The 7,878-nt window shown below is 71.9% G+C and carries 9 protein-coding genes; 6 read left to right on the forward strand and 3 right to left on the reverse strand.

Annotation, left to right across the window (positions count from 1 at the left end):
• The first annotated feature begins 137 nt into the window (after window positions 1–137).
• A complete protein-coding gene (locus tag G6R24_RS15880) occupies window positions 138–1,430 on the forward strand; it encodes a PhoH family protein (RefSeq protein WP_163550025.1) in 1,293 nt (430 codons plus the stop codon).
• A gap of 146 nt (window positions 1,431–1,576) precedes the next feature.
• Window positions 1,577–2,242 carry a peptide-methionine (S)-S-oxide reductase MsrA gene (gene msrA, locus G6R24_RS15885; RefSeq protein ID WP_163550026.1) on the forward strand — a complete coding sequence of 222 codons (666 nt, stop codon included), beginning with the start codon at window positions 1,577–1,579 and terminating at the stop codon, window positions 2,240–2,242.
• On the opposite strand, the gene G6R24_RS15890 is transcribed toward msrA, so the two are convergent.
• Together G6R24_RS15890 and G6R24_RS15895 are read right to left on the reverse strand one after the other, a co-directional pair.
• Entirely contained in the window at window positions 2,243–3,064 is an 822-nt protein-coding gene (locus G6R24_RS15890; RefSeq protein ID WP_163550027.1) for an HAD-IIA family hydrolase, read from the reverse strand.
• Window positions 3,065–3,129: 65 nt separating this feature from the next.
• The gene (locus G6R24_RS15895; RefSeq protein WP_163550028.1) at window positions 3,130–3,387 is read right to left on the reverse strand and encodes a hypothetical protein; all 258 of its coding nucleotides are present in this window, start codon (window positions 3,385–3,387) and stop codon (window positions 3,130–3,132) included.
• Between the two features lie 206 nt (window positions 3,388–3,593).
• Here G6R24_RS15895 and G6R24_RS22565 point away from each other — a divergent pair, with 206 nt between their 5' ends.
• Genes G6R24_RS22565 through G6R24_RS15905 form a run of 3 tightly spaced genes read left to right on the forward strand, consistent with a single transcriptional unit; the run spans window position 3,594 to window position 5,151 of the window.
• The gene (locus G6R24_RS22565) at window positions 3,594–3,989 is read left to right on the forward strand and encodes a hypothetical protein (protein WP_225438597.1); all 396 of its coding nucleotides are present in this window, start codon (window positions 3,594–3,596) and stop codon (window positions 3,987–3,989) included.
• 60 nt (window positions 3,990–4,049) lie between these two features.
• Window positions 4,050–4,388 (forward strand): hypothetical protein, encoded by a 339-nt coding sequence (locus G6R24_RS22570; RefSeq protein ID WP_225438598.1) that lies wholly within the window; start codon window positions 4,050–4,052, stop codon window positions 4,386–4,388.
• 40 nt (window positions 4,389–4,428) lie between these two features.
• Complete coding sequence (locus G6R24_RS15905; RefSeq protein WP_163550029.1) at window positions 4,429–5,151, forward strand: maleylpyruvate isomerase N-terminal domain-containing protein; 723 nt, start codon at window positions 4,429–4,431, stop codon at window positions 5,149–5,151.
• Window positions 5,152–5,291: 140 nt separating this feature from the next.
• On the opposite strand, the gene G6R24_RS15910 is transcribed toward G6R24_RS15905, so the two are convergent.
• A complete protein-coding gene (locus G6R24_RS15910; protein ID WP_163550030.1) occupies window positions 5,292–6,794 on the reverse strand; it encodes a hypothetical protein in 1,503 nt (500 codons plus the stop codon).
• A gap of 431 nt (window positions 6,795–7,225) precedes the next feature.
• Here G6R24_RS15910 and G6R24_RS15915 point away from each other — a divergent pair.
• On the forward strand, window positions 7,226–7,878 hold a 653-nt coding region (locus G6R24_RS15915), incomplete at its 3' end, for an adenylate kinase family protein (RefSeq protein WP_163550031.1).

The following is a 7,878-nucleotide window of genomic DNA, read 5'->3' on the forward strand; positions in this document are numbered from 1 at the left end:
GTCTAAGCCGAGGTCCGGCATAGTGCCGGACCTCTCGGGAGGCCCCTCGGTGCCGCAGGTGCGACTACACTAGGAGGCCGGTGCCCGGTCCCTGTTGGGGCTGGTCCCGGACTACCTCCGAGTAAGCGGGTGGGCGTGTGCCACGAACGCATGTCGTCGACACAAGCGTGCTGCTTTCTGATCCGGGCGCGCTGCTGCGGTTCGCGGAGCACAATGTCGTGCTCCCCCTCGTCGTCATAGGTGAGCTGGAGGGGAAGCGTAACCATCCGGAACTGGGCTGGTTCGCCCGGGAGGCCCTGCGCCTCCTGGACGACCTGCGCATCCGGCATGGTCGCCTCGACCAGCCCATCCCACTGGCGGACGGGGGAACGCTTTGGGTGGAACTCAACCACACCGATGCTGCCGTGCTTCCACCGGGGTTCCGGGTCGACACGAACGACTCGCGGATCCTCTGTGTGGCCATGAACCTGGCCGCCGAGGGCCACGAGGTCGTGCTGGTCACCAAGGACCTTCCGCTGCGGGTGAAGGCCTCGGTCCTGGGCCTGCCGGCAGAGGAGTACCAGGCCCTGTCGCCGGTGGACACCGGATTCTCCGGGATGGCGGAGCTCACCGTCGACCAGGAGGACCTCGACCGGCTCTACTCCCGGGAGTACACCGAGATCCTGGCCGCGGCCGATCTGCCGTGTCACACCGGGCTGGTGCTCACCACCTCGGGGGGCAGCGCCTCGGCGCTCGCCCGGGTCACCGCGGACAAGCAGGTCCGCCTGGTCCGTGGTGATCGGGACGCCTTCGGCCTGCACGGTCGCTCCGCCGAACAGCGGGTGGCCCTCGACCTGCTGCTCGACCCGGACGTCGGGATCGTCTCGCTCGGTGGCCGGGCCGGCACCGGCAAGTCGGCGCTGGCGCTGTGCGCGGGGCTCGAGGCGGTGATGGAACGGCGGGCGCACCGCAAGGTCGTCGTCTTCCGTCCGCTGTACGCGGTGGGTGGGCAGGAACTCGGCTACCTGCCCGGCAGCGAGAACGAGAAGATGGCCCCGTGGGCGCAGGCGGTGTTCGACACGCTCGGGGCGCTGGTCTCCCCGGAGGTGATCGAGGAGATCGTCGACCGGGGCATGCTCGAGGTGCTGCCGCTGACCCACATCCGGGGTCGCTCCCTGCACGACGCGTTCGTGATCGTGGACGAGGCGCAGTCGCTGGAACGTGGGGTGCTGCTCACCGTGCTGTCCCGGCTGGGGCAGGGCTCGCGGGTGGTGCTCACCCACGACGTGGCCCAGCGGGACAACCTGCGGGTCGGCCGGCATGACGGTGTCGCCTCGGTCATCGAGACGCTCAAGGGTCACCCGCTGTTCGCCCACGTCACGCTGACGCGGTCCGAGCGCTCGCCGATCGCCGCGCTGGTGACGACGATGCTCGAGGACCTGGTCCTGTAGCCCGACGGTCCTGTAGCCCGACGGTCCTGCCGTCCCGCGGGACGTCGTGCGTCCCAACGCCGACGTCCCGCGGGACACCGGGTCGCGGGAACGTTCGGGCCGGGCGAGTGGTTGTCACAGGTGACCTTCATGGGAGGTGTCACCGCATGATCTTCGGTCGCCACAAGACCGCTCTTCCCACCCCGGAGCAGGCGCTGCCCGGGCGGGACAGTCCCATCCTCGTCGGTGACGTGCCGCACACGGTGCTCGGCACGTCGATCACCGGTCCGTTCCCCGCCGGTCTGGAGACGGCCGTGTTCGGGCTGGGCTGCTTCTGGGGCGCCGAGCGGATGTTCTGGCGGGTGCCCGGCGTGTACACGACGGCCGTCGGCTACGCCGGCGGGTCGACGCCGAACCCCACCTACGAGGAGACCTGCTCCGGGCTGACCGGGCACACCGAGGCCGTGCTCGTCGTGTTCGACCCGGCGAAGGTCACCTACGAGCAGCTGCTCAAGGTGTTCTGGGAGGGCCACGACCCGACCCAGGGCATGCGTCAGGGCAACGACGTCGGCACCCAGTACCGCTCGGCGATCCACACCACCTCCGACGCGCAGGCGAGGACCGCCGCCGCCAGCCGGGACGCCTTCGCCGAGGTTCTCGCCGCGGCCGGGTTCGGCGCGATCACCACCGAGCTCGCCCCGGCCGGCACGTTCTACTACGCCGAGGAGTACCACCAGCAGTACCTCTCCGATGCCAAGAACCCGCACGGCTACTGCGGTCTCGGTGGCACCGGGGTCTCCTGCCCGGTGGGTGTGGCGGCCACCGGCGGCTGATCAGGCCTTGTCGGCCGGGGTGAGGGCGCCGTCGATGGTGTGGACGTCCCGGCCGACGGGCAGCTTCGCGACGCTGTCGACGACCGCGGTCGGGCGGTAGGGGAAGCGTTCGATGTCGGCCCGGCCGGTGATGCCGGACAGCACCAGGACGGTGTCCATCCCGGCCTCGAGACCGGCGACGACGTCGGTGTCCATCCGGTCACCGATGACGACCGTGGTCTCGCTGTGCGCGGACAGGGTGTTCAGGGCGCTGCGCATCATCAGCGGGTTGGGTTTGCCGACGAAGTACGGGGTGATCCCGGTCGCCTTGGTGATCATCGCCGCGACGGCGCCGGTGGCCGGGAGCAGGCCCTCGACGGACGGTCCGGTCGGGTCGGGGTTGGTCGCGATGAAGCGGGCCCCGCCGCGGACCAGCCGAATCGCCCGGGTGATCGCCTCGAAGCTGTAGGTGCGGGTCTCCCCGAGGACGACGTAGTCCGGCGAGCGGTCGCTCAAAACGTAGCCGACCTCGTGCAGGGCGGTGGTCAGACCCGCCTCGCCGACGACGTAGGCGGACCCGCCGGGCCGCTGGGTGTGCAGGAACAGGGCTGTGGCCAGCGCCGACGTCCAGATGCGTTCGGCGGGGATGATCAGGCCCGAGCGGGCGAGCCGGGCCGACAGATCCCGCGCGGTGAAGATCGAGTTGTTCGTCAGTACGAGAAAGCCCAGGCCCGCGGCGGTAATGCCGGCGATGAACGCGTCGGCGCCGGGAATGGGATGTTCCTCGTGGACGAGAACGCCGTCCATGTCGATGAGATAGTTCTCGATCCGTCGTTCCGACATGGACGCTGATTCTGCCCTGTGGTCGGCCGTTCGTCGGCCTCGGGCGGTCCGAAGGGGTCGGTGGCTCACAACACGGCGACTCCCGCGGCCGCCTGACCGGCGGGCATCGTCAGGCACAGCGCCGGGACCACGAGCCAGCGGCGCAGCCCCTCGTCACGGGCGTAGCGGTGGGCGTGTTCCGGGGCCCGAAACGGCCCCACGACGCCCCGGATCCGCTCGCCGGAGCCGCCGAGCACCACCACCGACCAGGCTTCGGCCGAGGTGTCGTCGGCCGTGTTCGGCAGCGCGGGGGACTCCCACCAGACCGGTGCCACGTCGATCATGCGTTCCCCCCACATTTAGTGCGACTTTTCGTCCGCATTGTGCTTAATAATTGGGATTTGACGTGGGAGATAGTTTTGAGGTTGTTCATCGGATATACGCGTGAGTGTGGCCGCCGGCCCGGCCGGAAAGTGTGAGCTGGTCGGACGGGGCAGGCGTGGGTACCCGTTCGGCCGGGCCGTGACCAGACCCGCCAGGTCTGGCCCGGATGGGGGAGGGCAGTCCCCGGATCGGGGTGGCCGGCGGCTGGGCGCGATCACAACGGCAGGCGGCGCAACGTCGTCGCCAGGCCGCGCGTCTGTTCAGTCGTTACTTCTCACCACGGGGGGGATCCGTGCGCCGCCGCCATCAGTACCGCACCTGGGAGGAACTCTCCGGGCCGGAACGCCGCCGAGGGCTGGCGATCCTCGCCGTCGTCGGCGTCGCCGCGGTCACCACGGTCTACCTCGTCGTGGGCGGCGGTGACCCGCAGGCCACCGCCGGTGCCCCGAGCCCGCCCCGCGTCGCCCTCGCCCTCGCCGGCGCCGGCGAGGGTTCCGGTGTCACGGCCAGCCAGCCGCAGGCCGCGGCGCAGCCACCGCAGCCTCAGCCGCCGACCGATTAGGGCCAGCTGGACGCCTGGTACGCCGGCACCGCGCAGCTGCGCGGCGAGATCGTGACGGCGGTGGGCGTGGTCCGCGCGGACATCCAGGCCGCCAACGGCCTCGAACTCAGGCCGGCCTGCCAGCGGCTGGGCACGATCGTCGACGGCGTTCCCGGCGCCGGCGCACCGCCGGTGACCAGCACGGCGGGGCAGACCTGGAACGCGGGCGCCGCGGCCTACGCCCAGGCGGTGTCGACCTGCGGGAACCTCTTCGACGGCACCCCGCTCCCGCCCACGGTGTTGTTGGCGCGCACGACCGAGGCGCTCAACACCGCCGACGGCCACTGGGCCCGGCTCGCCGCGCAGATCGGCGCGCCCGCGCAGATCATCCCGGCGAACGGCCAGCTCCCGGCCCGCTGAGCCGAAGCGCCAGAGGGGGCGGTGCTGCCAGACTCGGGCGGTGGACTACTTCGCGATCATCGAAACCGAGGGTACGGCGCTGCTGCGGTCGACGTCGACGAACCTGGACGCCGAGGTCCCGTCCTGCCCGGGCTGGAGTTCCCGCCGACTGCTGCGCCATGTGGCACGCCTGCTGCACGGGGTCGGTGTCGCCGTGCCGCGCGGGACGACCGACCCCCCGCCGCGCAACCCGCCCGCGCCGACCGAGGACGCACAGCTGATCGCCTTCGGCTGGCAGGCCCTCACCGATGTGCTGGCCGCCCTGCGGGACACCGACCCGGACCTGCCCGCCTGGAACCACACCGGTGCCCCGGCCGTCGCCGGTTTCTGGTCGCGCCGGCTCGCCCATGAGCTCGTCGTGCACCGATGGGACGCCGACACCGCCACCGGGCGGACCCGGCTGCCCGCCGCCGCGGTCGCCGCCGACGGCGTGGACGAACTGCTCACCGTCCTGCTGCCGGGGATCGCCCGGACGCGCGTCCCGCGGGACGCGGCGAGCGTGCACGTCCATCTCACCGACACCGCGCCGGGTGGGGAGTGGCTGGTGCGGTGGGCCGACGGCGCGTTCGAGGTCCACCGCGAGCACGCCCGGGGCGACGCGGCGCTGCGCGGTCCCGCGGGACCGGTGCTGCTCGCCCTGTGGGGCCGGGTGCCCTTCGACCATCCCGACCTCGCCGTGCTCGGCGACCACGGCCTGCTCGCCGAGCTCAGCACCGGCCTCTGAGCACCACGGGACGCCATCCCCCGTGCCCCCGTGCGCGGGCGCGCGGGGGATGCCCCCCGGTCCCGGTGCGATCCGTCTCCGCCGACGGGCGCGGGTAGCACCTTCGGGTGGCCCCCGGCGGCCGCGGGCGGCTCAGGCCGTCAGGAGGGGCCGGTGGGACGACGGAACAGGACCGCGGTGGGCGCGGCCGGGGTGAGGGTCGCCCTGGACGGGGTGAACAGGAACGACTGCTGGGGCTGACCGTTCGGGCCGAGCAGGAAGGCCCGCTCGATCGACTCGACCTGGACGCGGGCGCCGAGGTCGCGTCCGGCGCCGACGACGCGGGTCGCCTCGATGGAGGCGATGTCCTCGGCGACGGTGCCGGCGGGCAGTTCGATGGCGGTCGCGGCCGGAACATCGCGGCGCAGCGCCCAGATCGGATACACCTTGGCGCTGCGGTAGGTCTGGGCGCTGCCGGAGAGCCGCACGCCCACGGACACACCGACCCAGTTGTCGTCGGTGTTCGGCGGGCCCACCGTCGTCTTACGAATGATCAGATACACGTAGTTGCGCGGGTCGCTGATCCTGGTCGTCGAGTTCGGTGTCTTGTCGTTGTCGACCTTGCCCTCGCGCTGCACCTCCTGGGCCATCACCCAGTAGGTCCACGGGTTCGCGTCCAGCTCGCGTTCGCGGGCCTCGGCGGCGGGGTCGAGGGTGTCGGCGGTGGACAGCGCGAAGCGCATCCGGGCGTCCGGGTTCGGGCACATGGTGTTGTTCGAGGTGCAGGTGCCGAGCACGGGATGGGTGCCCTCGTAGCGTCCGGTGAACGGCACCGTGGTGTGCTCCGGACCCTGGATGAGCGCGCTACCGGGAACCGCGGCGCCGGCGGCGTTGATCTCCACCTGGTAGATCCACTCGATGTCGGTGGTGCGACCCCACTGGGCCATGAGCTCGGGTGTGGTGCTGCCACCGTCCTCGTTGCTCCACACCATCGAGTAGGTGAGCAGCCGGTGCCCGGCGACGGCGGTCGGCGCCTCGGAGTGGAAGGCGAGCAGCGGCGTGTCGTCCACAGCGTTCTGGAACGGTCCCCCGGCGGCGGCGGCCGTGCCGGTGGCCGCGGTGCCCCCGGTGGTGCTGCCCTGGGTGGCCGCGGCGGCGTCGGGAGTCACGGCGCCGGTGCGGCCGTAGACGACGGGTGCGTGGGCGAGGGCCTGGTAGGAGGCGTCCTGCGCGGCGACGGTGCGGTAGGTGAGGCTGGTCAGGCGGGCCGAGGTGGCGGCCTGGGCGGAGCGGTCGTCGGCGAACGCGACCCGCAGGGTGTGCTCGCCCCTGGCCAGCCGGCCGAGAGCGAGGCTGCGCCGGATGGGGAACGAGGCGGGAATGACGATGTCGGTGGCGTAGGTGTTGTCGACGAACAGCGACACCACGGCCGACTCGCTGCCGGGGGAGCCCCAGGAGACGCCGGGCGCGGCGGTGGTCACGTCCAGCAGGACCTCACCGTCGGCGGCGGTGCGGAAGGGGGTGGCCGAGCTCTGCCCGCGGTTCACCACGATCTCGGCGGGTGGATCGACCGTCCTGTCGTGCGAACTGCAGGCCACGAGACCCACTGTCATGGTGGCGGCCGCCGCCACCGCCGCGAGTACCCGCCGCACTCCCCTCGACACCGCGTTTTCCCCTCTCGGGGCCGGCGAGCTCGCCACCCGCGTGGCCGTCCCCACCCCACCGGTCCCGGTTCCATCCTGCCTCGGTCCCCCTCGCCGGCCGGCAGCGGTATGGCGCGGACGGCGAACGGGTCGGCGTGGGGTGACCGCGGGTGGCGGCGCCGGGCGCGGGGGTGCCAGTGCCACGGCGTGAGACGGGTCTCGCCGGCTGGCCGTTCGGTGTGGGTGGCCCTGGCTGGCAAGGGACGGACGTCCCGCGGACGGGACGTGGTGTTCCCCACGCGCCAGCCGACCAGGGTCGGTGCCGGCGTCGCCCGTCGATTGCCGGATACGGTCGTCGGACGGACCTGGTACCGGCGGAGAACGTCCGGACAACCACGGGTTGGCCGACACACCGTGGGCCGGTGACTCGAGACGGAGCGGGAGCGGGATTCGTGCGCAAGTTCGTCATCATGGGAGTGCAGGGCAGCGGTAAGGGAACCCAGGCGACGATGCTGGCGCGGGATTTCGACCTGGTCCACATCAGTGTCGGTGACGTGTTCCGCTGGAATGTCACGAACCACACGAAGCTCGGCGCCCAGGTGAAGCGGACGGTCGCCGCCGGCCGGCTGGTGGGCGACGACCTGGTCGAGGCGGTCGTGCGCACGCGGCTCGACCAGCATGACTGGAACTACGGTTTCATCATCGACGGTTTCCCGCGTAACGCCCGGCAGGCCGAGTTCTTCCTGGAGAGCTACGACATCGACGGCGTCATCTACCTGGACCTGCCCGACGAGGAGGTCTACCGGCGGGTGCTCGCCCGCCGGCTGTGCTCCCGCTGCGGTCTGGACTACAACCTGATCGCCAGCCGGCCGATCGTTCCCGACACCTGCGATGTCTGCGGCGCGGCGCTGCGCAGCCGCCCGGACGACAACCCCCAGGCGCTCGCGGTGCGGCTGCGGGACTACCACGAGAAGACCAAGCCGGTGATGGAGATCTTCCAGCGCAAGGAGTTCGTCGCCGTCGTCGACGCCCGCCGCGAGCCGCGGGCGGTGCAGGGCGAGATCCGCGGCTACTTCGACCTTCCGGAACTCGCCCCCGCCACCGT

Origin of the sequence: Candidatus Frankia nodulisporulans, assembly GCF_902806475.1 — a bacterium.
Taxonomy (GTDB): domain Bacteria; phylum Actinomycetota; class Actinomycetes; order Frankiales; family Frankiaceae; genus Frankia; species Frankia umida.

Bases quoted from the DNA above. Each gene is read 5' to 3' on its own strand.
- msrA (WP_163550026.1), top strand. From the start codon at position 1,577: ATGATCTTCGGTCGCCACAAGACCGCTCTTCCCACCCCGGAGCAGGCG.
- G6R24_RS15890 (WP_163550027.1), bottom strand. From the start codon at position 3,064: ATGTCGGAACGACGGATCGAGAACTATCTCATCGACATGGACGGCGTT.
- G6R24_RS15895 (WP_163550028.1), bottom strand. From the start codon at position 3,387: ATGATCGACGTGGCACCGGTCTGGTGGGAGTCCCCCGCGCTGCCGAAC.
- G6R24_RS22565 (WP_225438597.1), top strand. From the start codon at position 3,594: ATGGGGGAGGGCAGTCCCCGGATCGGGGTGGCCGGCGGCTGGGCGCGA.